A 26,231-nucleotide genomic window follows, 5' to 3' on the forward strand; every position below is an offset into this window, starting at 1 on the left:
CGGGCGGGGCGACAGCGTGAAGATTTGATTAAAATAGCGAAAGGGTATTGCAATATTGTAGTATAATGTGGTATTATTGTTGTATCTATGCACATACGCGAGGTGTATACTATGACAAAGACCTATAATAAACTACTACTTGGACTGCTGGTCGTCGTGCTGTTGACGACGGCTTTCGTCGCGGTGGCCGTGACGAAGACGGCCTCTGCCGACAACGCGCTGTTCGTGTACGGCTCGATCGAATTGGATAGAGCGGCCTACCAAGGCGAGGATTACCAAGTGAAGGCGAGAATATGGACTTCGACCGATAAAGCCGAATGGACCTATTTGGCGCTCGGCGAGGCAACCATGAACGCCCAAGTGAAGTATTATCAAGGCGATACCCTCTTGGGGGCGAAGCCCACCGCCGTGGGTACGTATACCGTGAAGATCCTCGTAGGCGAGGGCGGTACGGGTACTTTCCAGAATATGGCGGGCAACGCTTTGAGCGCGGGTAGCACCGTGGCGTCTTTGTCCTATCGCGTCGTGGAGAAAGGCGTCAACGTGCTGTTTGCGCCCTCGTCGGATATCGCGTACGACGGGGCGAACCATTGTGAAGCTGTGAAAAACGGTACCAAAGTGTACGTGGACGGAGAGGATAAGACCGCCGAGTACACCGTGAAAGTGCAGGACGAGAATATGGCGGATACCGCGGAAGTGATCGACACGGGCGTCTATCACGTGGTCGTGCAAAAAGCCGCGGAAACCTATACTTCCACCTTCTACGTGAAGAGAAATCTCGCCGACTGGTTGTCGTTGTCGGCGGACACCCTGTCCCTCTATGAGGGAATGTACACCACCTATAACAAAGGCGTCAGCCCCGACGCGCTCGAAGCCGAAAGAGCCGCGATGCTGGCCGCCCGCGCGGCGTATTATACGCCCAAGTTCGCGGGAGCCGCCGCGAAGGCGAACGGTCAAATCGCGGACGCGTACGCCGACAAGTTGACGGTGACCTATTGGAAAGACGGCTTGCTCCTCGCCGAAGCACCCGTCAAGGCGGGTACCTACGTGTGCCGTGTGACCGCGTCGCAACCCATTGCGGCGGCGGATCTGGCGGTGGGCGACTTCGTGGATCTGACGTATACCATCAAGCCTACGCCCTACGTCGTCAAATGGAATCAAAATATCGACCAAGCGACGGGCGCTATGTATATCGTGCGCGGAACGGAAGTGAAGGTGCGCCCCGCCGAATTCGCCTTGCGGGCGGATGAATCGCAAAAATTGGAGTTGCGCGTGGTCGATAGTTCGGCAACCTATTATCGCGCGAACGGTACCGCCATGAGCAACGAGGAAGTGGGCGACGGATTGACCGCCCTCGGGAAATATACCGTGACCTATTCGTTGGACCTCTCGGTGGGCGAAGGCGGCAAGATAACGGGCAAGGGCTTCTTCGGCGAGGCCGACCAAAACTTCGTGATAAACGCCTCGAATAACGAGATAACGCAGGAATTCGAGATAATCGGTACGTACGAAATAACGGGCGTGCGGCAAGTGTACTACAACGACCAAACGAACGCCGCCAAAGCATACATAGCCGCGCACGCCGGCGCAAGAGCCACCTCGGCCTTGTCTCCCGCCGTCCGCTACAACAGTTCGGCCGCGGATAACCTGACCTTTGCCTATACCTATGAGGGCAGCGCGACCTTCCCCGACGGAGATCCCGTCAATTTGAACACCATCAAAGCCAAGCAACTGCGGGGGCGCTACGAGTGCGAAGTGACCTTCGGCGATTGGATAGGCACCAACAACCTGGGACAATCCGTGCAAGTGGCCGAGGCGGGCGATAAAGCGCACTTCGCCTTCGCCATCGAAACCGTGCCTATGGGCACCATGGCCGTGGACGCGGACGATAAGACGGCGGCGCTGGCGGCCGTGGCGGACGCGATGAGCGAAAAATTCGGCGTGACGGCGGGTGACGTTACCGTGGTCTACTATACCCTCGAAAACGATATCTACAAGGTGACCGCCGAGAACGATATTTGCGCCGAGGTGGGCAAATACGCCGCCTATATCACGATGGGCGCGGGCGCCTACAAGGGGCAAAGTTTCGTGCTGAATATCGAAAAGAAATCCACGGCGACGACGGACAGCATTCGCTTCGATATAGCGGGGCTTTCGTTGGACGCCGCCGACTATACGGGCACGGCCTTTGCGGCGGAGCCCGATTTCGGCGAGTTCGACTCGTCGGGCTTGGCCTATAGCGTGTATTATCAAAAACAAGCGGGCGACGTATGGACGATCTGCGCCTATCCCGTAAATCCCGGCCGCTATCGCGTCGTGCTGCGGTTCAACGAGCCGTGCGTGTATTACAGCGTGGGCTACGGCAAAGAGGTGTACCGCGAATTCACCATCCGCACCCTTCAACTGACCGCGAAGGCCGCCTTCGTGGGGGACAGCGTGTTCGACGCGACCGAAAAAGAAACCGACGTGACCTTCTACGTGGGCGGTAGACCGTTGCCCGCCGCGGACGCCGCCGCTTTCCACTATACCAAGTATTACGCGAAGGCTTCGGACAGCACCGTCTTTACGACGAATAAACCCTTGGACGCCAACCGCTATGCGGTGGGCCTGGTGTTCGGCGAGGATTATCCTGCCTACGGGTACGCGGCGACGGCGTTGACGCCTGCGGAGATTTTGACGACTTATCTCTCGTACGACGGCTATATGCTGGCGTGCGACGGCGCTTTGGTCTTGCCCGCCCTTCGGTTGGACGCGGTGGTGACCTTGCCCGTGGGATATAAGGCAACGTACGCGGGCGACTATATCCTGCCGCGCTACGCGTTCTATAAGGGCAACGAGGGAAAGAGCGGCCTCGCCACCTTGTTGGAGAATATCCAAGGGCAAACGGCGCTGGCCGCGTATGCCGACAGTTTCGACACCTATTTCGAGCATACCTCGTCGAGGACGGAATTCGGCAGCAATATCAAGAAAGAAAATACCGAGCCCATGGAAACGGGGCGTTATGACAGATTGATAACCGTTCGCGCCGCCTATCGGGGCAATATCGCCTTCGGCAGAGTGGTCGTGGTGTACGACGGCGCCCGGGCGGGCGAAACCTATACGGCGGACGCCGCCGTGGTGGAAGGAAGCGATAATTTGAAGCTGAACGTCGTGTACACCGTGAATCCGCTGCCGGTGACCATAAATGCGTTGGACGAGGCCATATTCGCAAAAGCGGGCGATACCTATGCGTCCTACTACGGCGAGGCGAGAATGCGCGCGATAGACGACCTCACCTTCGAGACCGTGGACGAGACGGGGGCGGCGACGCCTTTGATCACGCCCGATTTCAAGCAATACGTGAGCATGACCTATTATAACCGCTTGTCGAGCAACGACAGCCTGTCGGGCGAGGCCACGGTGGGCGAGGACGGTTTGTTCGGCAAGGGCAGTTATACCTTGCGGATACGCTTCCGCGAGCCGCAAACGCCCGAGGAAGTCTTGATTTACAGCCGCTACAGCCTGGTGGGCGGAACGAATACCGCCGCCGAGGGCATACTGCGTAGCAATTGCCGGCTGGACGTCAAATTCGACGTGAAGCAGGCCGAGGCGATGCGCGTGGTGTTCAAGCCCGAATTCGACTCGTACACCTACGACGGCACGGCCAAGACCTTCGACGTGCGCTTCGTGTCGGGCGAGGACGACGTGACCGCCGAATTTGCCGCGAACGTAGACTACCGCGTGACGTACGGCGACGCCTTGGGTTCGAGCGCCGTAGGTACGCAGGATTCGGACACAGCCTACGACGTAAAAGTGACCTTCCTGCGGACCAATTACCACTTCTACGTGGAGCAATACGTGGGTACGTATTCGGACGCGGGCGAGGATATTCGCTATATCCGTGCGGGCAGCACCGTGACCTACGACTTCGTCGTGACGCACGTGCGGTATCTCTCTTGGGCGTTCAACGACGGGGCCGAGAGTACGGATTTTTACTACAACGGTCGACCCATCGGCGCGACCGTCGACTTCGTGTCCGCGACCGCGTATAACGAGCACGCGCCTACCGTTACCCTCGTGAAAGGTACGGACTACGACGTGTGGTACTACGCCAAAGAGAACGACGTCTATAAGAAACTGCGCGAGGCGCCTACCATGGCGGGTAGGTATATGGCCGAAATCGTCTTCTTGCGCGATTTGACCGACTACCGCTATCAATCGGTGGAACTGGTGGTGTACGGCTATCGTACTGCCGACGCCAACTTCGTGCCGGGGAGCGTGGTGGGTACGCCCGGTTATTACTACGGCAGAAGCCTCGCCAATAGCGGTATGGTGCTGAATACCGAGGGACGTTACCTCGAATACAGTATCGTGAAGCCGACCTTGAAGATAACGGGACTCGGCGTGACGGGTACGGTGGAAGGCGGCAAAAAAGGCAAGACGTTCGACAATGCGAAGACCGTCGCGGTGACGGCGCCTTTGCGCATCACGCCCCTCGACAACGCGACCGTGGCGGACGACAAGGTGGCGGGGTTGAGAACCCTGTTGGGTAAGACCTTCGTCGGCGAGTACGAGTCGGTGGCCGTGGGCGCGGATAAGGCCGTGTATTATCGCTTGCAAGCGGGCGAGAACGTCTTGGTGACAGCGCCGCACGCGGCGTTGGTGGCGGCGGCGGGTATCACGGGCGTGGAGTATTTCCTCGCGGCGTTGGACGCCGTCGACCGAGCGGGGCTTGCGGCGGAGACCCTCGCGAATATCGACGAGGCCAAAGCCGTGCTCGAAGAATTGCAAAAGTACTATGACCTCGTGTTCGAGGACGTGAAAGCGGATATAGCCAAAGGCACGGTGACCGTGCTGGCCAAGAGTTACAGCCGTACCTACGATCCCGAATGGGACGATACGGGCGTGCTGTCCTTCAGCCTGTCGGCGGCCGATAAGGCGAAATTGAAGGCGCTCCTGCCCGCGGCGGAGGAGGACGCGGACTTCTTTGTGGGAAGTCTGACGAGAGAGAACGCGGATTCGTCGGCTATCAACGAGAGCGGGTATCTCATCAAGGCGGGCGACGACTTCGGCTTCGTGCCGACCGCGATAACTTTGTCGGACGACACCGCGTGCACTTTGAACGATATCTATATGATAAAGGTGAGCCGCGCCTTGTATTATATCAATCCCTGTCCCATCGTGGTGGGCATAGCGGGGAACCGCGTGACCGCCGTGTACGGTGAGGAAGATCCTATGCTGGAATATACCGTGGTGGCGGGCACCTTGCGCGAAGGCGACGAGTTGGTGTACGTGGGTACGCGCGAGGAACAGCGCAGGCACGATAAGGCCATCGACGACGTGGGTACCTACCCCGTGTCCTTCGCCAAAGTGCGCGTGTATCGTTTCGGTCTGGACGTGTCGGCCAACTACCGCATGACCTATAGAGCCGCCGAATTCGTGATAACGCCCCTCGAGGTGACGCTACGCCCCGTGTATGAGAAAGAGAACGGAAAACCCTACTACGTCAGCGACGAATTCGTGCCGACCAACGTAGGCGTCTCCAAGCGAGTGGGCAATAATATCGTGGGCTTCGACGACCTCGCGAGCCGCTATCACGCGTCGATACAGAGCACGTTCGGCCGCGTGGAAGTCGCCAACGCGGATCCGTCGGTCTATAAGCGTTACCAAGTGACCTTGGGTACCATCAAGGTGACCGAAGAGGGCGGCGCGGACGTGACCAAGAACTATACCTTCGCGTTGAGCGAGAATACCGAGCCCTTCGTGGTGAAGAAGTATATCGTGTATCTGGCCGTGGAGGGCACCGCGCCCGTCAAGTCCTACGGCGACCAAGATCCCCAAGTGCAACTGACCGACTATCGCCATTCGTTGGACGATTTGGGCTTTGCGGTGGCCGAGGGCAGCAAGTTGTCGCGCGAGGAAGGCGAGGACGTGGGCGTGTATAAGTATCTGCCGACCAACGCGGCGGGGACTATCCGCATTTTGAACGAGGAAGGCGAGGACGTGACCGAGTACTGCGTGATCACCGTGTACGAGGGGACGCGTCAACTGTCCGACTTCGCCTTGACCATATCGCCTTTGACGGTGGTGGTGACCGTGCGCAGCGAGACCATCAACCGCACGGGCAGAAGTATCTTGCCCGAGGTCATCTTCCTGACCGAAGAGGGTACCGCGGTGAGTTCGGCCATCACGGCGAAGATGAGCGTCAAGTTCGTGGTGCCGTCCAACTGGGAGCCGAAGGAAGGCCCCAATAGCATTACGCCCATCGCCATCGGCAACTTGGACGCCGAAACCAACTTCGAGTACCGCTGTGTGCCCGGAACGGTGAACGTGGTGTATCCCAACAACGTGGTGGCCGTGTCCGCTCTGGCGCAAGAGGACAGCATCGCGAACGCCAATAGGTACGCCTTCGTGGGCGGCGTGCTGTATAGGACCGTGCAAATCTACGCGACGAATACCCTGGACGGCGGCGCGCCCGATCATACCGTGACCATCAGCCTACCCGTGACCGAGAACTTGTTCGGCGAGGACGTCTATATCATCGCCGTAAGACGGGACGGGAGTTATGCGGTGCGCGAGGCCAAGGTGGAAGGCAGTGAAATCATCATTGCGGACGACCAATTCTACTACGTGCTGGCCGCGCAACCCGAGTATTGGCCGTATTACGTCATAGCGGGAATCGTGGCCTTGATCATTGTTGCCGTGGTGGTGGCGGTGCTACGTGCCCATAAGCGTACCAAAGTGCGCGGAAAGAAAGAACGCGCGAAGAAGGAGAAACCCGAGAAGAAAGCCAAAGGCAACGCAAAAGCGGCTAACGCGCAAGGCGAGAGCGGCGAAGGTCAAGCGACGATGGCCGCCGTGGCGCCCAAGTCGGACGAGTACGCCGTGCCCGAGGAAGAGAACGACGAACTCGGCTTGGAGGAAGGCGAGATCGCTGCCGAAGAGGGCGAAGAAGAGTATCTGCAAGCGGTGGACGCGCCCGAAAGCGCGGAGACGACGGCGGAATCCGTTGCGGAACCCAAAAAAGAAGAAGGGAAGGGCAAAAAAGAGAAGAAAGAAAAGAAGGAAAAGGAAAAGAAGGGTAAGAACGCCCAACCCACGGGGTACGTGCCGGGCGGCATGGCCAAGCCCGCCGCGAAGCCCGAAGAAGCCGCGCCCATCGCGGACGAAGGGGATATGCTGGCGATACCGACCGCGTCGGATGACGACGATATCGTGATAGGCGGCGGAAACGGCGGCGGCGTCGCGTTCGGCGGCGGTGCGCCGACAAGTGGCGGTGACGACGACGAGATCGTCATATCCACGACTTCGAGAAGATTCGAGGACGACGAATAGCAAAAAAAAGAAGCGGGCTTCGGCGAGAGCGTCGAAGCCCGTTTTTTTGGGGTGAAATCCAATATGCGACGCGAAAGGCCCGCTCTCAGGGATTGACCGAGACGATTTGGCCGTCGGGGGAGACGAGTACCGCGTAGTAATCGGTGGGGGAGGCGATAAACGCTACGTACCAATAGTAGTCGGAAGCGGCGGAGTCGGCGTCGTTGATGTATTTGACGTAGATCTCGCGCTCCTTTTGCGAGGCGGCGAGTTTGTCCGCAAGTTGGCGTTGGGCGACGTCCAAAGCGGCCGTGCCCGTGACGCTACCCTTGAGCATATCCGCAAGGTCTATCGTTTGCTCGATCTTGTCCGAGCGCACGGTGACCGATAGGAGCGCACCGACCGAGGTGAGGTCGACGGAAGCCGAGTAGGAAGCGCCGAAACTGTCCTTGTCGAGTTTGCCCGAGACGGTGCCCGCGTCCCCCGTGAGCGTGAAGTCGTAGGCTTCGTTGAAGAGGTCTACGTGCTGGGGTATGACCGTGAGCGTCGTGAAGGGGACGACGTCGACCGTCCGACCGTCCGCTACGAAAAGCGTTTCGGATACGCCGCCCGTGAGGCGCACGGTGAAGTCCTTGGTCTTGCCCATATAGAAAGACTGCTGCATATAGCTGATATGGTCGTCTTCGGGGGTTTCGGCGGGCTTTTGGCAGGCGGTGAAAGCGAGAGTTGCGGTGATTGCTATGAAAATGAAGATGAGGGTGATGACGATTTTTTTCATAATAACTCCTTGTCCTTTTTGCTGTACAATATGCGGGAAGTGCGGGGAATATGCCGTGTGCGGGGCATACGGGAGAAATCTTGCCTCGGCACGGACGAAATCCGCGTTAAAACGCGGGCGGAATCCGACGTGCGGCGGGCTGTGGGCGAACCGGATAGCGGCGTTTTGGCAAGGCGAAGTAAAAAGGTTACGCAGTAAAATGCAAGGCAAAGCCTTGATGATGCGCCCGCGGCAAAGTGAGTCGCGGTAGAGATAGATGGGAGAAAGATGAGAAAAATTACGACCTTTTTTTTGGGGGGAATCGGTGAAAAGGATTGCCATCGCGCGGGCGTTGTACTATAATGTAATTATGGTATAAGTATTAGTGTACCTATTTACCTTTCGGGAGGACTTTGTATGTCACAAATCAATCGTTTGGAAGAAGTGCAGGCTCGTCTGGCGGAAGCGACCAAGGATATTCGCGCCTACGTGGACGGGTTGGTGGACGAGTCTTCGTTCGTGGAAATGAACGCGCAGGCCGAGGGCGTGAGTCGGTTGGACGGCGCACCCATCGCGGGCGAGGGCGTTCTGGTAGGCACGGCGACCTTGTTCGGGTATCCCGTGGTCGTGGTGGCCCAAAACGCGGGGGCGTTGTACGGCAGTTTCGGCCGCGCGACCGCAGATAAAATCTGCCGTGCGTTCGACCTCGCCCAGAAGCGCGGTATCGCCGTCGTGAGCGTGCTGGACAGTAAGGGCGCGCGCGTGGGCGAAGGCGTGGATATGCTGGAAGGGTACGGCGCAGTGCTCAAGAGGGCCTCGCAATTCTACGAGGCGAACGGACTGCACGTCTGTATCGTGAAAGGTCAGGCGACCGGCTTGATGGCGACCTTTGCCGCTATCGCCGATTTCCGCTTGATGGAAGAGGGCGGCGCGTTGAGTATTTTGGCACCCCAAGTGGTGGCCGCCAAGACGGGCAAGCCCCACGAGGCCGTGACATCCGCTTTGGCCAACGCCCAAAAGGGCACCGTGGACTTCGTGTGCGAGAACGGCGAGGAGACCTCGGCCGTGCTGCACGATCTGTGGGATTGGTTCGTGGGCGTGTATCGCTCGGAAGACGACCCCAACCGCGAAGCGCCCGCATTGAGCGAAGGGTATACGGTGGACGCGCTGTTGGACGCCTTGGCGGACGACGGCGACTATCTCGAATGGCGTAAGGAAACGGGAAAAGCCGCTCGGTGCGTGTTGGCGCACGTGAACGGCGTGGCCGTGGGCGTGGTGGCCTGCGATTATGCGGAAAGCCCCGTGTTGGACGCCAAAGCCGCCAAGAAAGTGCTGGATTTTCAAGTGGTGCTTTCGCGTGCGGGAGCGACCTTGATCACCTTGGTGGACAGCGACGGATTCGAGAACAACGAGGACGGTACTTTGCTGGACAGCATGGCGGGTCTGGCGACCTATATGGCCGACGAGGATATTCCGCGCGTGGCCGTGGCGGTGGGTAGAGCCGTGGGTGCGGCGTACACCTTGCTGGCGAGTAAGGGCATGGGATTCGACTACTCCCTCGCGTTCCCCGACGCGGTCATCGCGCCCGTGCGCCCCGAAGCCGCCGTGCATCTGGAATACCAAGACGAATTGAAAGAAAAGGGCAATACCCCCGAAGTGCGCAAAGCCATCGAGAAAGCGTATGCCGAGGACTACGGCAACGCCTTCGACGCGGCGAAGAAGGGCTACGTGGACGAGGTGATCGATCCCTCGACCTTGCGCCCCTACGTGGCGAACGCTTTGCTGGTGCTGGGCGCCGACGAGTAGCGAGGTGGGTATGAACGCCGTATTATCAGCAAATCAATATATTTCTTCGAGCGGCATAGTGACCGTGTACCTCTTGGCCATCGTCTTCTTGGTGCTGGCCTTTTTGGTGGTGGTGCTGTCGATGGGGCATAGAGTGATGCAAGCCGTGACGGATAGCGTCAAAAACCGCAAGAAGAAAGGAAAAGACAAAGAAGAAGCGTTGCCGTCGGCGCCCGCCGCGCCCGCTTTGCCCCAAGGCGAGGACGAGGAAGAAGCGGCGGCCGTGATGGCGGCAATCAGCGTGATATTGGAAAGGGAAGCACCGCAAAAGAAAGCCAAATTCGTGGTGCGTAAGATAGAAAGAGTAAGATAGGAGGCTATTATGCGTAAATTCAACGTGACCGTCAATGGTAAACAATATCAAGTGGAAGTGGAAGAGATCGGCGAGGGCTTGGCCCAAAGCGCAACGCCCGCGGCCGCTACGGCGCCCGTGCAACCCAAAGCGGCTCCCGCACCGCAGGCGGCCCCTGCCGCCGGCACCAAAGTGGTGGCACCTATGCCCGGCTTGGTGTTGGGCTTCAAGGTGGAGAACGGCGCGACCGTCAAGAAAGATCAGCCCATTATGATATTGGAAGCTATGAAAATGGAAAACGATATCGTGGCGCCTTGCGACGGCGTGGTGACTTTCCAACAAGCCAAGGGCACTACGGTGGATACCGGCGCGGTGTTGGCGGTGATCGGCTAAACGGAGGGCGGTATGTTGCAAATGATTTTGGGGGCGGGCAACCAATGGGTTGACAGCCTTAACAAATTGTGGCACAGCACGGGGCTGGTGAATATCGCAAGCTCGGGCTTTTGGCTGAATATCGTGATGATGCTCATTGCGTGCGTCTTGATGTTTTTGGCCATCGTCAAGAAGTTCGAGCCTATGCTCCTGCTGCCCATCGCGTTCGGTATGTTCCTCATCAATATTCCGGGCGCGTACGAGGTGCTGTTCGGTACCAAGGGATACGTCATTACGGACGCCGCGGGCGGGGTGATCGCTTCGGCGACGATGGAGCAGTTGATACAGACCTACCCCTTCCTTTCGGCGGATATGTTCGTGGGCGATTACAGCGCGGTGGTGCAGGCCTTTGCGACCAACGCGGGGGGTAACGTGGCCTGGGAAAGCGTGACCGTGGCTTCGCAGATCGTGGCGAATAAGGGCTTGTTCTACTACCTCTACAAGGGTGTGGATTGGGTCATCTTCCCGCCCCTTATCTTCCTCGGCATCGGCGCGATGACCGACTTCGGACCGCTCATCGCCAACCCCAAGAGTTTGCTGTTGGGCGCGGCGGCGCAGGTGGGTATCATCGTGGCCTTTTTCTTGTCCGTGTTGGTGGGATTTACGCCCGAACAAGCCGCGAGCATCGGCATTATCGGCGGCGCGGACGGCCCCACGGCCATCTATTTGACGAGCAAATTGGCCTCGGATATGGTGCCCGTGATCGCCATCGCGGCGTACAGTTATATGGCGCTTATCCCCGTGATACAGCCGCCTATCATGAAGTTGCTGACCACTAAGAAAGAGCGTATGATCCGCATGGACCAACTGCGCACGGTGTCCAAGACCGAGAAGATCATCTTCCCCATCGTGGTGACCGCTTTGGTGGGCGTGCTGTTGCCGTCGGCGTTGCCTTTGCTGGGTATGCTGATGCTCGGCAACCTGATGAAAGAGTCGGGCGTGGTACCCCGCCTCACCAAGACCGCGAGCAACGAACTCATCAATATCATCACCATTATGCTGGGCGTGGTGGTCGGCAGTAAGACCTACGCGCAGACCTTCCTGACCTTCGATACCTTGAAAATCATCGTGTTGGGCGTGGTGGCGTTCGCCTTCGGAACGGCGGGCGGCGTGCTCTTGGGCAAGTTGATGAGCAAGTTGTCCAAAGGAAAAATCAATCCGCTTATCGGCGCCGCGGGCGTGTCCGCCGTGCCTATGGCGGCCAGAGTGGCGCAGGACGTGGGCGCAAAGGAAGACCCGCAGAATTATTTGTTGATGCACGCTATGGGCCCCAACGTGGCCGGCGTCATCGGTTCGGCAGTCGCCGCAGGCGTACTGCTGGCAATATTCGGATAGGAGATAGACTATGGCTAAATTGCAAATTACCGAAACGATTTTACGTGACGCGCACCAATCGCAGGCGGCTACCCGTATGCGTTTGGACGAGATGTTGCCCGCTTGTCCCATATTGGACAAGGTGGGGTATTTCAGCCTGGAAGCCTGGGGCGGCGCGACCTTTGACAGTTGCTTGCGCTTCTTGAACGAGGATCCGTGGGAGAGACTGCGCGCTTTGCGTAAGGCCCTGCCTAATACCAAGTTGCAGATGCTGTTGCGCGGGCAAAACCTGTTGGGCTACAAGCATTACGCGGACGACGTGGTGGACGCTTTCGTGAAGAAGAGCATCGAGAACGGCATTGATATCATTCGTATTTTCGACGCCTTGAACGATACGCGAAATATGGCGACCGCCATCAAGGCCACCAAAAAGTACGGCGGTACGTGCGAAGTGGCGTTGGCGTATACCATCAGCCCCGTGCATACGCGGGAATACTTCGTCAACGTGGCCAAGGAGTTGGAAGCGATGGGCGCGGACATCATCTGCATAAAGGATATGGCTAACCTCTTGCTACCCTACGAGGCGTACGAATTGGTGAAAGCGCTCAAAAAAGCCGTGCACGTACCCATCCATTTGCATACGCATAACACCTGCGGCACGGGCAATATGACCAACTTGATGGCCGCCAGAGCGGGCGTGGATATCGTGGACTGCGCGTTGAGTCCTTTGGGCGACGGCACCTCTAACCCCTGCACCGAGAGCTTGGTGGCGACCTTGCAGGGCACCGACCTCGATACGGGGCTCGACTTGGGGCTTTTGAACCAAGCGGCGGCGCATTTCCGCACGGTGGCCGAACGGCTGAAAAAGGACGGCGTGCTGAATCCCAAGGTGCTGAACGTCAACGTGAACGTGCTGGTGTACCAGGTGCCCGGCGGTATGCTGAGCAATCTTCTAAACCAACTGAAAGAGGCCAAGGCAGAGGATAAGTACCAAGCGGTGCTGGAAGAAGTGCCGAGAGTGCGCGCCGACCTCGGGTATCCGCCCCTCGTGACGCCTACCTCGCAGATAGTAGGTACGCAAGCCGTGATGAACGTGCTGTTCGGACGGTATAAACGCGTGACGAAAGAGACCAAAGGCCTCTTGAAAGGCGAATACGGCAGATTGCCCGCCGAACCCAACCCCGAGTTGGTGCAGGAAGTGCTGAAAGGCGAAGAACGCATTACCTGCCGCCCCGCTGACCTCATCGAGCCCGAATTGGAGAAATACCGCAAGGAAGTGGCCGAGTTCGCCGAGAGCGAAGAGGACGTGTTGAGTTACGCCCTGTTCCCGCAAGTGGCGACCAACTTCTTCAAACAACGTAAAGCGCAAAAGTACGGCGTGGACGTGACGTTGGGCGACAAAGAGAACCCGATACACCCGGTGTAAACAAGTAGAAACGGGTTGAAACGACCCGGTGAATTGGCGGCTGTGTCGCTTGCCTTAGGCGCAGAGAAATCCAAGGTATAACCTTGGGAGAAATCCGCTCGATCCGCGGGCGGGAGAAATCCGACGTTCGTCGGGATATGGTGGTTCGCCGAGGGCGAACGCGATATAGTTGCGAGGGCAACTGCGATGTATCGGTAGAGCCGATGGGAGATAAATCCCTATGGGGTTTGGGATATACCGCCGACGCGGTGCGACGTGATAAAAACGCTATTTTCGAGGGGGAAGATAGCGTTTTTTGATGATTCGTTTGAAAGGAAGATAGAAGGATAATCAGCGCATAAATACGCGAAAATCCATTTAGTTTAAGCTAAATCGGCGGGTTCTTGGGGGACGTGCTCACTGCGGTAGGTGACCTTGAGAAGAAGGGGAGTAAGCAGCGAGGAGAGGAGAATGATGGCCAGCACGAAGGGGGTGATGGAGGGGGAAACAAGCCCCGACTGCACGCCTTTTTGGGTGCAGATGAGGACCACCTCGGCGCGCGCCATCATGCCGAGCCCTACGCGGAAACTGTCCTTAAAGTCGAAGCGGCAGAGTTTGGCACCCACGCCGCACCCGATGAGTTTGCCCACAAGCCCCACCGCGACGAAGCATACGCCGAACCATATAAAAGCGGGCGTGACCGCAAACTCACCGCGGACGATCTGCATCATCGTGAGAACGCCGATGTTGGCGAAAAAGACGGGGCCGAAGATCATATAGGTGGAAATGTCCGCCTTGCGGTCTATGTAGGAACTCTCTTTGAGCCCCGACAATAGAAGACCGGCGAGGAACGCGCCCGTGATGTCGGCGACGCCGAACCAGGCTTCGGCCGCGTAGGCGTAGAAGAAGCACAGCGCGAAAGCGAAGATGGCGATGCGGCGGAAGTGGTGGTGATGGACGGCAAGAAGGCGGAACAGATAGCGGAAGACGAGGCCTATGCCGATGCCCACCGCGAAGAAGAGGACGATATTGGAAAGAACGAGCCATATTTCGACCGAGGGGGCGACCGTGGCGCCCGCCGCCGAGAGGATGCGCCCCAAAAGCCCCGTGGCGGCACCCGAACCCGCGCCTTTGAGCCCGATGACAAGGCTGAGCAGCGCGATGCCGATGATATCGTCCAAAATGGCGGCCGAGATGATGGCCGTGCCAACCTTGGAATCCAACTTGCCGAGTTCTTTGAGCGTGGCGACCGTGACCGAGACAGAAGTAGCCGTGAGAATGACGCCGTAGAAGAGGCAACTGAAAATATCCTCGAAACCGAAGAACGCGCCCGCCACGGCGAAGCCCGCGCCTAAGGGCACGACTACGCCCAAAACCGTGATGACGATGGCCGAGGCGCCCGTCTGCTTGACCTTTTTGAGGTCGGTGTCCAATCCTGCCGAGAACATGATGATGACCACGCCGATCTTGGCAAGGAAAGAGAGGCCTTCCTCTACGGCGGGGGTGAGGACGGTTTGGTGGGGAATAAAGCCGATGAGACCGACGAGAACGCCCGCGGCGATCATACCGATGACCTGCGGCACGCCGATTTTGCCCAAAAGAACGCCCGCGGATTTGCTGAGGACGAGAATGAGGGCTAAGGGTAATAGTAACGCGTAGTATTCCATAGTGAAACCTTCTTTTACGTGAAGATTGTAGCACGATAAAAAAAGAAAATCAACCTTTTGAGGTTGATTTTAAGGGTGAATTGTACGTTGGGCGCGCCTTGGAGCGGTGAAGTTTCGCCTATGGCGAAGTGAAGTTGCATTCGCAGTGAAGTTCAAGGCACAGCCTTGAGTGAAGTTCGTGCTATGCACGAGTTGTGGTAGTATTAGAAGCCTGTCGGCGGAGGGAAGGGGGGATGCGGCTCTACTTGGGGGATCCTTCCACTACGCTGCGCTTCGGTCAGGATGACGTGCTACCTTGGCGGTTGGCGGTGTAGTGCTACGTAAGCGTTATTTCGTCTTGATGGTTTTGTAGAGAAGGGCGGGATCGTCCGTCATGATGGTGTCCGCGCCCGCGTCGGCGAGGTATTGCATATCGGCGGCGTCGTTGATGGTCCAATATTGTACGGCGATGCCGAAGGCGTGCGCGTACTCGATGATGGCGGGCTTGCCCAAGTTGATGACGAAATCGCGATAGGGAATCTGCAATACGCTGTAACCAACCTTTTTCTTGGAGAGGTCGACGTTGAACATCATGGAGAAGTAGAAGTCCAAAACCTCGCTGATGGAAGCCGAACGAATGATATTCTTGCCGTCCTCGCGGTTTTGGTAGCGCGTGTCGATGTAGGAGGTGACGGCTTGGTGGAAGGTACCCACGATGACTTTGTCCAAAATGTGATAGTCCAACATGGTCTGGTAGAGTTTGTCCGTGGCAAGGTGGCCGCGGTCGCCGTCGTCCTTGATCTCGATGATATAGTTCATCGTTTGTCCCTCGGCAAGGCGGGAATTGACGTAGTCAAGCACCTCTTCGAGGGTGCAGATGCGCGCGTGGGCGGCGTCTAATTGCTCGTCCGTCATGTCTCGGTAGGGATAGTGACCGGGGGCCTCGGGATCGGGAAAATTGTAGCCCATATTGTAGGTTTTGAGTTCGGCCAAGGTCTTGTCTTTGGGGTGGACGTCCTTTTCGCCGCGAAGGGTGCAATCGCTCGTTCGGTCCAAGGTGTCGTCGTGGAGAAGAATGAGATGCCCGTCCTTGGTGAGGTGCAGGTCAAACTCCAACGTATCGAAACGATAGCCGTAGGCCGCCACGTTGTCGAAGCATTTGGCAAAGGCGGCGATGGTGTTTTCGGGGGCGAGGGTGCGGCCCGCACGATGGGCGCAGACCAAGGTCTTGGACGTGCCCTCGGCATTGGCGGCGCCGTCGTTGACGATATGGGGGTTGGCCGTGACCGCTTCGGCCGTCCAGTCGGTGCGATAGCCGCGCGGTATGTAGGTGGACAGCATCAACCCGACGATGATGGTGACGATGACGGCAATGACGATGAAGACGATGACGATCGCCTTGACTGCTTTGTTGAGAGGTTTCGCTTTGCTCATAAAAACTCCTTTTGGGCTGCATTATATGGCGTCTTCTGCGGGACTGTCGGGCGCGTCGTGCACCTCGAGAACCGTGAGTGACGTCAAATCCACGAAGTAATCGTCGGGGGCAGATGGCACGACGTAGACCGTGACGTTACCCTCGAATTTGGACACGGGGCGGTAAAAACGCTCGCTGGTGAAGAGCCACACCGAGGCCTGACCGCTCTCGCGTTGTTGGGCGGCGGGAGAAGTGGGGTAGTAGGCGCAATCCAAGCGGCTGTAGCGCCGTCGGGCGGCTTTGGTGAGCCCCGTGTAGTCTTTGTAGACGTTGAGAACGGTGGCCTGTACGGGTACGCCATCGCGCCGGACGCGCCCCCAACGAGCGCGCTTCTTGCGCTCCTCGTGCCAGATGGACGAGGCGACCGCGACCAAGAGTAACCCCGCTACGCCCAAGAGCGCACCGAGGACGATGGCGTCCGTGTAGGGAACGACCACGTCGGGATCGTCCGCACGGTAGCGGAAGTAGAGCGTTTGGCCGTCCCGAACGTCCCGAATGGGCACGTTGGAACGCTTGACGTAAACGTGCGTGCCGTTCTCTACGGGGAACGTGAGGGAATAGGCGTATTGGTCTATCATCTCCACCTTCGCCTGTGCGCGGCGCCACCCGCCGATGGGCGCGGTGAGTAGTACCGAGACCAAAACGGCGGCGACGAGGAAGACGACACCCGCCGTGAGTTGCCAAAAACAGGCGCGGCGCCATAGGGGCGCGGGCGCGGGTATGGGGGCGATGGGATTGGGTGAGGTCTGGTCCATAGAATTATTATACAACTTGATAGATATAATTGCAATATATAAAAGATTATTGCTTTGTCGCGTGTGAAATCCAAGGCTGTGCCTTGGGAAAAATCCGTGTCGAAGCGCGGGAGAAATCCGACGTTCGTCGGGATGTGGTTTCGCCGAGGGCGAATGCCAACGGGTGATTAGTCTTTGGTGAGGGTTTTGAGATAGGCGACTTCTTTGGACGTGAGGTAGCGGCTGGCGCCACGGCCCAAACCGCCGAGTTTGAGATCGCCTACCGCCGTGCGTTTGAGGAAGGTGACCGTCTTGCCCAAGGTCTCGGCCATACGGCGGATCTCGCGGTTTTTGCCCTCGCGCAAAACGATCTCCAAACGGGTGAGGTTGCCCTCGGTGGAGAGAACATTGACCGTAGCGGGCGCGGTGCGGGTGCCGTCGGCAAGCGTAAGCCCCTCAGACCAGCGTGCCTTCTCCTCGTCGGAGAGGGTGCCCTCGATCTTGACGATATAGGTCTTGGGTATCTCGTAGGCGGGGTGGGTGAGACGGTGCAACAATTCGCCGTCGTTGGTGAGAAGGAGAAGCCCCTCGCTGTCGTAGTCCAAACGCCCCACGCAGTCCAACTTTTTGTTGGTGCGCACGTAGTCGTAGACCGTCTTGCGGCCGAGTTCGTCCGAGGCCGAGCAGATGCAACCTTTGGGCTTGTTGAGCATAAGATAGGTGTAGCGATTGATGGGCTTGATCTTCTTGCCGTCCACCTTGACGGTATCGTTTTCTACCACCACGTCATACCCCAATTCGGTCATTATCTTGCCATTGACGGATACTCTGCCCGCCTTGATCATTTCGTCGGCGGCTCGGCGGGAGGCCACGCCGCATTCGGCCAGATATTTGTTGATGCGCATAGTTTTTCTCCTCGTTGATATGGGTATATTGTAGTATATCTCGGAGAAAAAATCAAGAGAAAAAGATAGGCAAATATTATTAGCCAAAAGCGAACCTCATGGTTTGGCGTGGAGGAAGTCGGCGCCTACCTCCAGCGTGCGGGCGACGTAAGGTGAGGCAATCGAATAGTAGATGACTTTGCCGTCCCTGCGGGTGGTGACGAGACCTTGCCGACGGAGTAACGCCAGCTGGTGCGAGACCGTGCTTTGTTGCATACAGCAATGTCGGGCGAGGTCGGTGACGCACAGTTCGGCAAGGGAGAGGGCGGTGAGTATTTTGATGCGGGCGGGATCGGAAAAGACGGAGAAGAAGGTCGACAGGCGGTCGAGCGTGGCGACGGAAGGCAGATAGTAGTGAATAAGACTGTCCTGGTGACGGTTGGTTTTGGGTTGCACGGCGTATTCTCCTTTGGGCGGCGCGGAAGCTCGGCGGCACACACTTGAATGGTAGCGCATATATTGACAGTAATCAAGCCGTTTTTTGAGAGAAACGGCGCTGTTTTTGACGAAAATAAAGGAGGTATGAATGTTTTCGGATAATAACGGGATATTGCTATTGTTGATACTGCTGTTGGTCTTCGCCACGACGGGGCAAAACGGGATCTCGGGAGGGGAAAGCCTGCTGTTGATCTTGCTGGCGTTGGGCTTGCTCATCATATCCAACGGGAGCGGTCTGCTGGGCGGCGGCTGTAGAGATAGACAACTGCAATGAAAATCGCGGCGTGAATGCCGCGATTTTTTTGTCGCAAGTAGTCCCGTGGGCGCAAGGAGCGAATGAGGTATCGCTACGAGGGCAAGACGCGACGTAGCGTTGGACGACGGCGACGGGACGGGGAAGAAAGAAATACAAGGGGAAGATAAAATTGCATTGCTTTTTGCGCGGGGGCGTGGTATACTCGTAGTATGGATAGTAAATCATTCGTGTTGTTGGAACGATTGTACGATCTCGCGGGCGACCGTCCTTTCGCGATATTGGAAGCGGAAGAGATGAGAGGGGACGCCGTAAAAGAGGACGAACTCGCCGCCTCGGTGGAATCGCTGGCGGGCGAGGGGTACGTCGCGGTCAAATACGCCGACAAGGACGAATACTGCTTGGGCGTAACGGCGCAGGGACGGGCCTTGGTGGTGGAAGTGCGCGATGAAAGAGAACGTCGCAAACAGGCGGCCGAGGAAGCCAAAAAGGCCGAAGCGGCGAGAAAAGAAGCCGAAAGAAAGGCCGCGGCCGAACGGAAACGCGCGGAAGAAGCGCGGCTGAAAGCCGAGAAAGAGAAGAAAGAGGCCGAGGAAAGGGCCGCAAGGGAAAAAGAAAAACTCGAACGCGAACTGCGCGAGGCGCGGCAAGCGTTGGAAGAGGAGCGTAAAGAAAAAGAGGCGACCGTCTTTGGCGAAAACGAGCAAAAGACGGCGGAACGCGAAGTGGCGGCAGACCGTACCGTGGCACTGCGTGCGCCCTCCGAGGCGAATCTCGCCGACCAAAAGGGACAAGCCCCCCAACAAACGGACAGTAGCGAAAAAGAGGGGGACGTAGTGCGGGAAAACCTGCCGACCGCGCAAAACACGGGCGTGAACAAGGAAGGGAAAACCGCACTTCTGGTGTGGCTGGCGGCGTTCTTCGGCGCGCTATTGGGCGGCGGAGTCGTGGGCCTCGTGATGTATATATTACATATCACGCTGAAGTGAGAGGCGCGAGATAGTTGCCGAGGGCAACGGCGAGATAGCCTTGCGGGACGCGATATGCCCGAGGGCGGGCAGAGGAGATAGGTATGCTCAGTAAGAAGGAAACGGTCATAATGCGCGAGATATACAAACGCACGACGAACAACAACGGGAAGTGCTTGGTGCGTCCCGTTGATTTGATGGCCGCCATTCCGTACAACGTGGAGTTGACGCTGGACGAGTTGCCGCCCATTCTGCAAAACCTTGCCTACGACGAATATTTTGATTTGGTGGAGACCGAGAAGAAGGGAGAATACTATTTTTGTATCACTTTGCTACATAAGGGATTTGCGTTTCAACGCGCGGAAGAACAGCGCATCCGCAACCGTAAAAACAGCATTATGGCCAAAATCGGCTTGACCTTGCTGGGCGTGGGGTTGGCGGCTTTGCTGCGCTGGTTGATCGGTTTGATCATCGAATCGGCCAAGCATTGAGTATGGAATATCGCGACTTCGTTTTGCATTCGGAGTATGCCCCGATGGGCGATCAACCGCAAGCCATCGAGGGGTTGGCGGAAGGACTGCGTAACGGCGAGCGTACGCAGGTGCTGTTGGGCGTAACGGGCAGCGGCAAGACCTTTACTATAGCGAACGTCATCGCCAAAGTCAACCGCCCCGCGTTGGTCATTGCGCACAACAAGACCTTGGCCGCGCAACTGTGCAACGAATTGAGAGAGTTTTTCCCCGAAAACCGCGTGGAGTTTTTCGTGTCCTATTACGATTACTATCAGCCCGAGGCCTACGTGCCGCAGACGGATACCTATATCGAAAAGGAACTGGATATCAACGACGAGATAGACAAACTGCGCCACTCGGCGACGGCCTCTTTGATGAGCCGTCACGACACCATCGTGGTGAGTTCGGTGAGCTGTATCTACGGCCTCGGCGCACCCGACGAATACTTCCGCAACACCGTCCACGTGCGGGTGGGGGATACCATCGAGCGGGACGACCTCATCGAAAAGTTGGTGGCCATCCAATACGTGCGGGCGGATATCGACTTCGAGCGCGGCACTTTCCGCGTGCGCGGGGATACCTTGGACGTATTCCCCGTGAGCCAAAGTAATACCGCCGTAAGGTTCTATTTCTTCGGAGACGAGGTGGAACGGATAGCCGAGATCAATACCACCACCAACGTGCCCGTGGCCGACCTGAAATTGGTGACCGTCTTCCCCGCCACGCATTACGTCATAGCGGGAAAAGAAGAACTCGACCGCATTATCACCGAGATATTGGCGGATATGGTGAAAGAAGAGAAGGCCTTTTTGGACGCGGGAAAGTATGTGGAAGCGCAACGCCTGCGGCAAAGAGTGACCTACGATATGGAGATGATACGCGAAATAGGGTACTGCTCGGGCATAGAGAATTACAGCCGCTATTTCGACGGGCGCGCCCCCGGAACGCCCCCTTATACCTTGCTCGATTTCTTCCCCGACGACTTCGTGGTTTTCGTGGACGAGAGCCACATGACCATACCCCAGATACGCGGTATGTACAACGGCGACGTGGCGAGGAAGAAAAACCTCGTGGATTACGGATTCCGCCTGAAAGCCGCCTACGACAACCGCCCCTTGAACTTCCGCGAGTTCAACGACCGTTGGTCGCAGATGATCTGTATGTCCGCGACGCCCGCGGACTACGAGATGAAAGAGGCGGGCAACGTGGTGGAACAGTTGATACGGCCTACGGGATTGGTGGATCCGCCCGTCGTGGTGCGCCCCGTGGAAGGACAGGTGGACGACCTGATGGGCGCGGCGCGAGAGGCCATCGAAAAGAAGGGCAGAGTGCTGGTGACGACCTTGACCAAGCGCATGGCCGAGGACTTGACGGGGTACTTGAAAGAACACGGTTTCCGCGTGAATTATATGCACACGGACATAAAAACCCTCGAACGTATCAAACTTTTGACGGCCTTGCGCAACGGGGACTTCGATATTTTGGTGGGAATAAACCTCTTGAGAGAGGGGCTCGACCTGCCCGAGGTGAACCTCGTGGCCATATTGGACGCGGATAAAGAGGGCTTTCTGAGGTCGGACACCGCTTTGATACAGACCATAGGAAGAGCCGCGCGAAACGCCGAAAGCAAGGTCATTATGTACGGCGACGTGGTGACGGACAGCATGAAACGCGCCATCGACGAGACCAACCGCAGACGGGAAAAACAAATGGCCTATAACCGCGAGCACGGCATAACGCCCAAGACCATCTATAAGAAGGTGAAGGATACCATCAAGATAACCGAAGCCGTGAAGGAAGAAAAGGGCCTGTCGAAGAAAGAGACACTCGAAGAGATAGAGATGCTGACCGGATTGATGAAAGTGGCCGCTACGGGACTTGACTTCGAGACGGCAATCGAGCTGCGCGACAGGATAGCGAAGCTGAAAGCGTCGCTTTGACAAAGGCAAACGCCTTTGGGGTGAAGTTTTTGCAAGGCGAAAGTGAAGTATGCCTATGCAAGTGAAGTTCAAGGCATAGCCTCGAGTGAAGTTTGCGCAAAGCGCAAGTTGCGGTGAGATGGAAACGTGAATTGCACCTACGGTGCATCGTTATATTGGAATAGAAGAGAAGGACGTAGAAAGATATGGGAGATTATATATTCGTAAAGGGTGCGAAGGAGCACAATTTGAAAAATATGGACGTCAGGATACCGCGCAACAAGTTGGTGGTATTCACGGGGTTGTCCGGCTCGGGCAAGTCCTCTTTGGCGTTCGATACCATCTTCGCCGAAGGACAGCGGCGGTATATGGAGAGTTTGAGTTCCTACGCCCGTATGTTCATCGGGCAGATGGAAAAGCCCGACGTGGAGTTTATCGAGGGCTTGTCGCCCGCTATCTCCATCGACCAGAAGACTACCTCGAAAAACCCGCGTTCGACCGTGGGTACCGTGACCGAGATATACGACTATCTGCGCCTTTTGTACGCCAACGTGGGCAAGCCGCATTGCCCCAAGTGCGGTAAACCCATCGAGGAGACCACCATCGACCAGATAGTGGACGCCATTATGACGCACGAGGGCGCGAAAGCCGTGATAAAGGCCCCCGTGGTGCGTGCAAAAAAAGGGGAGTACGGCAAGCAGTTGGAAGGATACCGCAAGCAGGGATTCGTGCGGGTGGAGATAGACGGCGTGGACTATATGCTGGACGAGGAACTGCCCGCCCTCGACAAACAGATAAAACATACCATATCCGTGGTGGTGGACCGTATCAAGATAGCGGACACCGCAAGGCGGCGGCTGACCGATTCGGTGGAAACCGCCCTGAAACTGGCGGGCGGTATCGTAGTGGCGAAACTGGACGAAGAGGAAGTGCTGTTCAATACGCGCTATTCCTGCCCCGACTGCAATATTTCGCTGCCCGAGATCACGCCGAGATTGTTCTCGTTCAACAGTCCGTTCGGCGCGTGCCCCGATTGCAACGGCTTGGGCGTGCGGTACGAGGCCGATCCCGACCTGTTGATACCCGACCAAAGCAAGAACTTGATGGACGCTATCAAGATACCCGGTATGACCTTCGACCGCAGTATGGTGAAAAATCAGTTCTTGGGGCTTGCCGAATACTACGGGTTTTCGGTGCATACCGCCGTGCGGGATCTGCCCGAACGCATCCGCAATATGATCTTTTACGGCAACGGGGGCGAGGTGATCCCCATGCCCTACAGTTCGCGCACCTTTTCGGGGACGTATATGTCGGCGTACGAGGGGTTGGTGCCCTTGGCGACACGGCGGTATAACGACACCGAAAGCGAAATGATGAAGCGGGAGTACGAGCGCTTTATGCGTGAAGTGCCCTGCAAGACCTGCGGGGGAGACCGCCTCAATAAGGACGCCACGTCCGTGACCGTGGGCGGGAAAAACCTCGTGGAATTGTGCAAGTTGTCCGTCAAGGACGCTATCTTTTTCTTCGACAACCTGGAACTATCTGACCGAGATAGACAAGTGGCGCGGCTCATTTTGAAGGAGATCAAGGCGCGGCTCAATTTCCTGTTGAACGTGGGGTTGGGCTATTTGACCTTGGCGAGAAGCGCGTCCACCTTGTCGGGCGGTGAATCGCAGAGAATACGCTTGGCGACGCAGATCGGCTCGGGATTGGAAGGCGTGCTGTATATCCTGGACGAGCCGAGTATCGGCCTGCATCAGCGGGATAACGGACGGCTTATCGAGACCTTGAAGCGACTGCGCGACCTCGGGAATACCCTCATCGTGGTGGAACACGACGAGGAGACCATGATGGCCGCCGACCATATCGTGGACATAGGCCCCGAGGCGGGCGTGCGCGGGGGCGAATTGGTGGTGCAAGGTACGCCCGAAGAAGTGATGGCGTGCGAAGAGTCCATCACGGGACAATACCTGTCGGGCAAAAAACGCATAGAGATTCCCGAAGTGCGCAAGGCTTCGGACGGGCGTTGGCTACGGGTGTTGGGCGCAAGACAGCACAACCTGAAACATATCGACGTGGCCTTCCCCGTGGGATGCATGACCGCCGTGACGGGTGTGTCCGGCAGCGGCAAGAGCAGCCTGGTAAACGGGATATTGTACCCCAAATTGGCAATGGAATTGAACCGCGCGAGGCTGACGACCGAGGGGAAATGCGACGCTATCGAGGGCATAGAATACTTCGACAACGTGATCGATATTGACCAAAGTCCCATAGGACGTACCCCCCGAAGTAATCCCGCGACCTATACGGGTGTGTTCAACGACATACGCGCTCTGTTCGCCAAATCGCCCGACGCGGTGGCGCGCGGGTACGATCAAGGACGGTTCTCCTTCAACCTGGCGGGCGGACGGTGCGAGAATTGCAAGGGCGACGGCATATTGAAGATAGAAATGCACTTCTTGCCCGACGTGTACGTGACCTGCGACGTGTGTAAGGGTCGGCGGTATAACCGCGAGACCTTGGAAGTGCGCTATAAGGGGAAGAATATCAGCGACGTGCTGGATATGACCATCGCCGAGGCGTGCGAGTTCTTTAAGGCCGTGCCCAAGATTTACAACAAAATCAAGACGATGAACGACGTTGGATTGGGGTATATCACGCTGGGGCAACCCGCGACTACCTTGTCGGGCGGCGAGGCGCAACGCGTGAAATTGGCGACCGAGTTGAGCAAGCGCTCGACGGGGCGTACCGTGTATATATTGGACGAGCCTACGACGGGATTGCATTCGGCGGACGTGAACAAGTTGCTGACTATTTTGAGACGGCTGACCGCGGGCGGGAATACCGTCATCGTGATAGAGCACAATCTCGACGTGATTAAAGTGGCCGATTATATCGTCGACCTCGGCCCAGAAGGCGGCGACGAGGGCGGTACGGTGGTGGCGCAAGGTACGCCCGAAGAAGTGGCGGCGGTGGAGAAGAGCTACACGGGACAGTATTTGAAAAAAATACTCGGCGGGCGGAAATAGCCCGCGGCAAGATCCGCGCAAGCGGGGTGTGAAACGCGAGGATAGCCTTGAAAAATCCGCGCCGAAGCACGGGAAAATCCGGACTGCGTAACGCGAAAAGTGGCGCGGTAAAGCGAAAGAAAAACGGTTTCTTCGTTGAGAAAAAACCGTTTTTTTGTTTGAAAAATGGGGGTACGTCAGAGGGAAATGCGGTCAAATTCGCCTGAGTCGAGGTCGATAAATCGAATGGAAGTTTCGTCCGCTACGATATAGGCGCGGCGGCCATCCTTGGGTAGGCTCAAACTGCCCGGATTGAGTACGCGGATGCCGTCCGCTTGGACGTTGGTGACGACGTGGGTGTGACCGTGCACGAGTACGGCGCCCGTAGGAACGGCGGGAAGACGCTCGGCGTTGAAGACGTGGCCGTGCGTGAAATAGAGGGGCGTGGCGCCCAAGTAAACGACGGCGCTCTCGACAAAGTGGAAGCGGCTGATCATTTGATCGACCTCGCTGTCGCAGTTGCCCTTGACGACCAAAAGACGGTCGGCTACGGCATTCAAAAGGGAAGCAACCGCCATGGGGTCGTATTCGGCGGGGAGGGGATTGCGCGGGCCGTGATTGTAGACGTCGCCCAAGAGAACGACGAGGTCGGGCGACTCGGCGCGAACCGCGTCCAGTAAGCGGCGGGTATAATACGCCGAGCCGTGAATATCGGAAGCAATAATCAATTTCATAGGGCAAACTCCTCTTGGAAAAAGAAGAATACTTGGAGTAGGTTCACGGCGAGGCGCAACGAATTGGCGGTAGCCGAACCGGTGACGCGTACAGTGAAGCGAGACGTGGCACCGAGAGGACGGCCCGACCAAAAGGTGAAGCCGCGAAGAAGTTTTTGTACCTCTACTTAGGGGATCCTTCGACACGAAGCCTATTGCTTCGGCTCAGGATGACGTACTATTCACGTTAGGCGCAACTCTACTTCGCGGCGAACAATGGGGCG

The 26,231-nt window shown here is 57.3% G+C and carries 18 protein-coding genes; 11 read left to right on the forward strand and 7 right to left on the reverse strand.

Annotated elements, in window-relative coordinates; translation table 11 throughout:
• Positions 1 to 111 precede the first annotated feature (111 nt).
• Positions 112 to 7,314 carry a hypothetical protein gene (locus II896_06095; GenBank protein ID MBQ4444204.1) on the forward strand — a complete coding sequence of 2,401 codons (7,203 nt, stop codon included), beginning with the start codon at positions 112 to 114 and terminating at the stop codon, positions 7,312 to 7,314.
• A gap of 85 nt (positions 7,315 to 7,399) precedes the next feature.
• Here the strand turns inward: II896_06095 and II896_06100 are convergent, their stop codons facing one another.
• Positions 7,400 to 8,071: a hypothetical protein gene (locus II896_06100; protein ID MBQ4444205.1), complete on the reverse strand. Its 672-nt coding sequence runs from the start codon at positions 8,069 to 8,071 to the stop codon at positions 7,400 to 7,402.
• A gap of 396 nt (positions 8,072 to 8,467) precedes the next feature.
• Between II896_06100 and II896_06105 the strand changes: the two genes are divergently transcribed.
• From II896_06105 to II896_06125, 5 genes are read left to right on the forward strand one after another with little or no spacing between them, the layout of a single operon-like run.
• Positions 8,468 to 9,856, forward strand: a complete 1,389-nt coding sequence (locus II896_06105) for a hypothetical protein (GenBank protein MBQ4444206.1) — start codon at positions 8,468 to 8,470, stop codon at positions 9,854 to 9,856.
• Positions 9,857 to 9,866: 10 nt separating this feature from the next.
• Positions 9,867 to 10,208, forward strand: a complete 342-nt coding sequence (locus II896_06110; GenBank protein MBQ4444207.1) for an OadG family protein — start codon at positions 9,867 to 9,869, stop codon at positions 10,206 to 10,208.
• A 9-nt stretch (positions 10,209 to 10,217) separates the two neighbouring features.
• A complete protein-coding gene (locus tag II896_06115) occupies positions 10,218 to 10,580 on the forward strand; it encodes an acetyl-CoA carboxylase biotin carboxyl carrier protein subunit (protein ID MBQ4444208.1) in 363 nt (120 codons plus the stop codon).
• Between the two features lie 21 nt (positions 10,581 to 10,601).
• Complete coding sequence (locus II896_06120) at positions 10,602 to 11,954, forward strand: sodium ion-translocating decarboxylase subunit beta (GenBank protein ID MBQ4444209.1); 1,353 nt, start codon at positions 10,602 to 10,604, stop codon at positions 11,952 to 11,954.
• 10 nt (positions 11,955 to 11,964) lie between these two features.
• Positions 11,965 to 13,359 (forward strand): oxaloacetate decarboxylase subunit alpha, encoded by a 1,395-nt coding sequence (locus tag II896_06125; GenBank protein ID MBQ4444210.1) that lies wholly within the window; start codon positions 11,965 to 11,967, stop codon positions 13,357 to 13,359.
• A gap of 362 nt (positions 13,360 to 13,721) precedes the next feature.
• Here the strand turns inward: II896_06125 and II896_06130 are convergent, their stop codons facing one another.
• The 5 genes from II896_06130 to II896_06150 all read right to left on the reverse strand — a co-directional run bounded on the left by II896_06130 (position 13,722) and on the right by II896_06150 (position 18,592).
• Complete coding sequence (locus II896_06130; GenBank protein ID MBQ4444211.1) at positions 13,722 to 15,005, reverse strand: cation:proton antiporter; 1,284 nt, start codon at positions 15,003 to 15,005, stop codon at positions 13,722 to 13,724.
• A 327-nt stretch (positions 15,006 to 15,332) separates the two neighbouring features.
• On the reverse strand, positions 15,333 to 16,418 hold the full coding sequence (locus tag II896_06135) for a hypothetical protein (protein ID MBQ4444212.1): 1,086 nt from the start codon (positions 16,416 to 16,418) through the stop codon (positions 15,333 to 15,335).
• A gap of 21 nt (positions 16,419 to 16,439) precedes the next feature.
• Complete coding sequence (locus II896_06140) at positions 16,440 to 17,213, reverse strand: hypothetical protein (GenBank protein MBQ4444213.1); 774 nt, start codon at positions 17,211 to 17,213, stop codon at positions 16,440 to 16,442.
• A 167-nt stretch (positions 17,214 to 17,380) separates the two neighbouring features.
• A complete protein-coding gene (locus II896_06145) occupies positions 17,381 to 18,097 on the reverse strand; it encodes an rRNA pseudouridine synthase (protein ID MBQ4444214.1) in 717 nt (238 codons plus the stop codon).
• Positions 18,098 to 18,193: 96 nt separating this feature from the next.
• The gene (locus II896_06150; GenBank protein ID MBQ4444215.1) at positions 18,194 to 18,592 is read right to left on the reverse strand and encodes a winged helix-turn-helix transcriptional regulator; all 399 of its coding nucleotides are present in this window, start codon (positions 18,590 to 18,592) and stop codon (positions 18,194 to 18,196) included.
• Between the two features lie 70 nt (positions 18,593 to 18,662).
• Here II896_06150 and II896_06155 point away from each other — a divergent pair, with 70 nt between their 5' ends.
• The 5 genes from II896_06155 (at position 18,663) to uvrA (ending at position 25,255) form a co-directional block, all read left to right on the forward strand.
• Positions 18,663 to 18,848, forward strand: coding sequence for a hypothetical protein (locus tag II896_06155; GenBank protein MBQ4444216.1), 186 nt, complete (start codon positions 18,663 to 18,665; stop codon positions 18,846 to 18,848).
• 191 nt (positions 18,849 to 19,039) lie between these two features.
• Positions 19,040 to 19,816: a hypothetical protein gene (locus II896_06160; GenBank protein ID MBQ4444217.1), complete on the forward strand. Its 777-nt coding sequence runs from the start codon at positions 19,040 to 19,042 to the stop codon at positions 19,814 to 19,816.
• An 83-nt stretch (positions 19,817 to 19,899) separates the two neighbouring features.
• Positions 19,900 to 20,286: a hypothetical protein gene (locus tag II896_06165; protein MBQ4444218.1), complete on the forward strand. Its 387-nt coding sequence runs from the start codon at positions 19,900 to 19,902 to the stop codon at positions 20,284 to 20,286.
• 2 nt (positions 20,287 to 20,288) lie between these two features.
• The gene (gene uvrB / locus II896_06170) at positions 20,289 to 22,247 is read left to right on the forward strand and encodes an excinuclease ABC subunit UvrB (protein ID MBQ4444219.1); all 1,959 of its coding nucleotides are present in this window, start codon (positions 20,289 to 20,291) and stop codon (positions 22,245 to 22,247) included.
• A 185-nt stretch (positions 22,248 to 22,432) separates the two neighbouring features.
• Positions 22,433 to 25,255: an excinuclease ABC subunit UvrA gene (uvrA, locus tag II896_06175; GenBank protein MBQ4444220.1), complete on the forward strand. Its 2,823-nt coding sequence runs from the start codon at positions 22,433 to 22,435 to the stop codon at positions 25,253 to 25,255.
• Positions 25,256 to 25,431: 176 nt separating this feature from the next.
• On the opposite strand, the gene yfcE is transcribed toward uvrA, so the two are convergent.
• A complete protein-coding gene (gene yfcE, locus II896_06180) occupies positions 25,432 to 25,968 on the reverse strand; it encodes a phosphodiesterase (protein ID MBQ4444221.1) in 537 nt (178 codons plus the stop codon).
• Positions 25,969 to 26,231 lie beyond the last annotated feature (263 nt).

The sequence above is a fragment of the Clostridia bacterium genome, from assembly GCA_017394805.1.
Taxonomy (GTDB): Bacteria; Bacillota; Clostridia; order Christensenellales; family CAG-1252; genus RUG14300.

What these genes read in the sequence shown, in the direction of transcription:
- II896_06095 (MBQ4444204.1), top strand. Translation starts at nt 112, where the DNA reads ATGACAAAGACCTATAATAAACTACTACTTGGACTGCTGGTCGTCGTG.
- II896_06100 (MBQ4444205.1), bottom strand. Translation starts at nt 8,071, where the DNA reads ATGAAAAAAATCGTCATCACCCTCATCTTCATTTTCATAGCAATCACC.
- II896_06105 (MBQ4444206.1), top strand. Translation starts at nt 8,468, where the DNA reads ATGTCACAAATCAATCGTTTGGAAGAAGTGCAGGCTCGTCTGGCGGAA.
- II896_06110 (MBQ4444207.1), top strand. Translation starts at nt 9,867, where the DNA reads ATGAACGCCGTATTATCAGCAAATCAATATATTTCTTCGAGCGGCATA.
- II896_06115 (MBQ4444208.1), top strand. Translation starts at nt 10,218, where the DNA reads ATGCGTAAATTCAACGTGACCGTCAATGGTAAACAATATCAAGTGGAA.
- II896_06120 (MBQ4444209.1), top strand. Translation starts at nt 10,602, where the DNA reads ATGATTTTGGGGGCGGGCAACCAATGGGTTGACAGCCTTAACAAATTG.
- II896_06125 (MBQ4444210.1), top strand. Translation starts at nt 11,965, where the DNA reads ATGGCTAAATTGCAAATTACCGAAACGATTTTACGTGACGCGCACCAA.
- II896_06130 (MBQ4444211.1), bottom strand. Translation starts at nt 15,005, where the DNA reads ATGGAATACTACGCGTTACTATTACCCTTAGCCCTCATTCTCGTCCTC.
- II896_06135 (MBQ4444212.1), bottom strand. Translation starts at nt 16,418, where the DNA reads ATGAGCAAAGCGAAACCTCTCAACAAAGCAGTCAAGGCGATCGTCATC.
- II896_06140 (MBQ4444213.1), bottom strand. Translation starts at nt 17,213, where the DNA reads ATGGACCAGACCTCACCCAATCCCATCGCCCCCATACCCGCGCCCGCG.
- II896_06145 (MBQ4444214.1), bottom strand. Translation starts at nt 18,097, where the DNA reads ATGCGCATCAACAAATATCTGGCCGAATGCGGCGTGGCCTCCCGCCGA.
- II896_06150 (MBQ4444215.1), bottom strand. Translation starts at nt 18,592, where the DNA reads ATGCGCTACCATTCAAGTGTGTGCCGCCGAGCTTCCGCGCCGCCCAAA.
- II896_06155 (MBQ4444216.1), top strand. Translation starts at nt 18,663, where the DNA reads ATGTTTTCGGATAATAACGGGATATTGCTATTGTTGATACTGCTGTTG.
- II896_06160 (MBQ4444217.1), top strand. Translation starts at nt 19,040, where the DNA reads ATGGATAGTAAATCATTCGTGTTGTTGGAACGATTGTACGATCTCGCG.
- II896_06165 (MBQ4444218.1), top strand. Translation starts at nt 19,900, where the DNA reads ATGCTCAGTAAGAAGGAAACGGTCATAATGCGCGAGATATACAAACGC.
- uvrB (MBQ4444219.1), top strand. Translation starts at nt 20,289, where the DNA reads ATGGAATATCGCGACTTCGTTTTGCATTCGGAGTATGCCCCGATGGGC.
- uvrA (MBQ4444220.1), top strand. Translation starts at nt 22,433, where the DNA reads ATGGGAGATTATATATTCGTAAAGGGTGCGAAGGAGCACAATTTGAAA.
- yfcE (MBQ4444221.1), bottom strand. Translation starts at nt 25,968, where the DNA reads ATGAAATTGATTATTGCTTCCGATATTCACGGCTCGGCGTATTATACC.